The sequence below is a fragment of the Bacillus cereus group sp. BfR-BA-01382 genome (assembly GCF_022663475.1).
GTDB classification, from domain to species: domain Bacteria; phylum Bacillota; class Bacilli; order Bacillales; family Bacillaceae_G; genus Bacillus_A; species Bacillus_A thuringiensis_S.
In genome coordinates this window covers 1-423 of sequence record NZ_JAKUFQ010000294.1, presented here as the reverse complement: position 1 = coordinate 423, position 423 = coordinate 1, and the positions used below count along the sequence as shown (strand labels likewise).

The window sequence follows — 423 nt, the reverse complement described above, 5'->3', positions numbered from 1 at the left end:
ACAGGTCCAACAGGAATACAAGGTATACAAGGAGTGCAAGGGGACAATGGTCCAACAGGTCCGACTGGAAATACTGGTATACAAGGTGTTCAAGGTAATTTAGGAAGTAGTGGTTTACAAGGTATAACAGGAATACAAGGAATACAGGGTCTAATTGGTCCAACAGGCCCAACAGGTTCTCAAGGAATCCAAGGGGAACAGGGGCCAATGGGGCCACAAGGGGAAACTGGTGTTCAAGGTTTACAAGGTCCCCAGGGAGAAATGGGGCAGGTAGGTCCAACCGGTTCTCAAGGAATCCAAGGAGTGCAAGGTGTAATCGGTCCGACAGGGGCAACTGGTTTACAAGGGGATCCAGGTCCAACTGGATCAACCGGATCAACTGGGATAACCGGTCCGACTGGTTCTGCAACGGGTCCAACAGGA

Annotated in this window: 1 pseudogene; it reads left to right on the top strand. The window is 50.6% G+C overall.

The features are described 5' to 3' along the window. Nucleotides 1-423: pseudogene (locus tag MR160_RS34005) on the top strand (collagen-like protein); the annotation flags it as partial.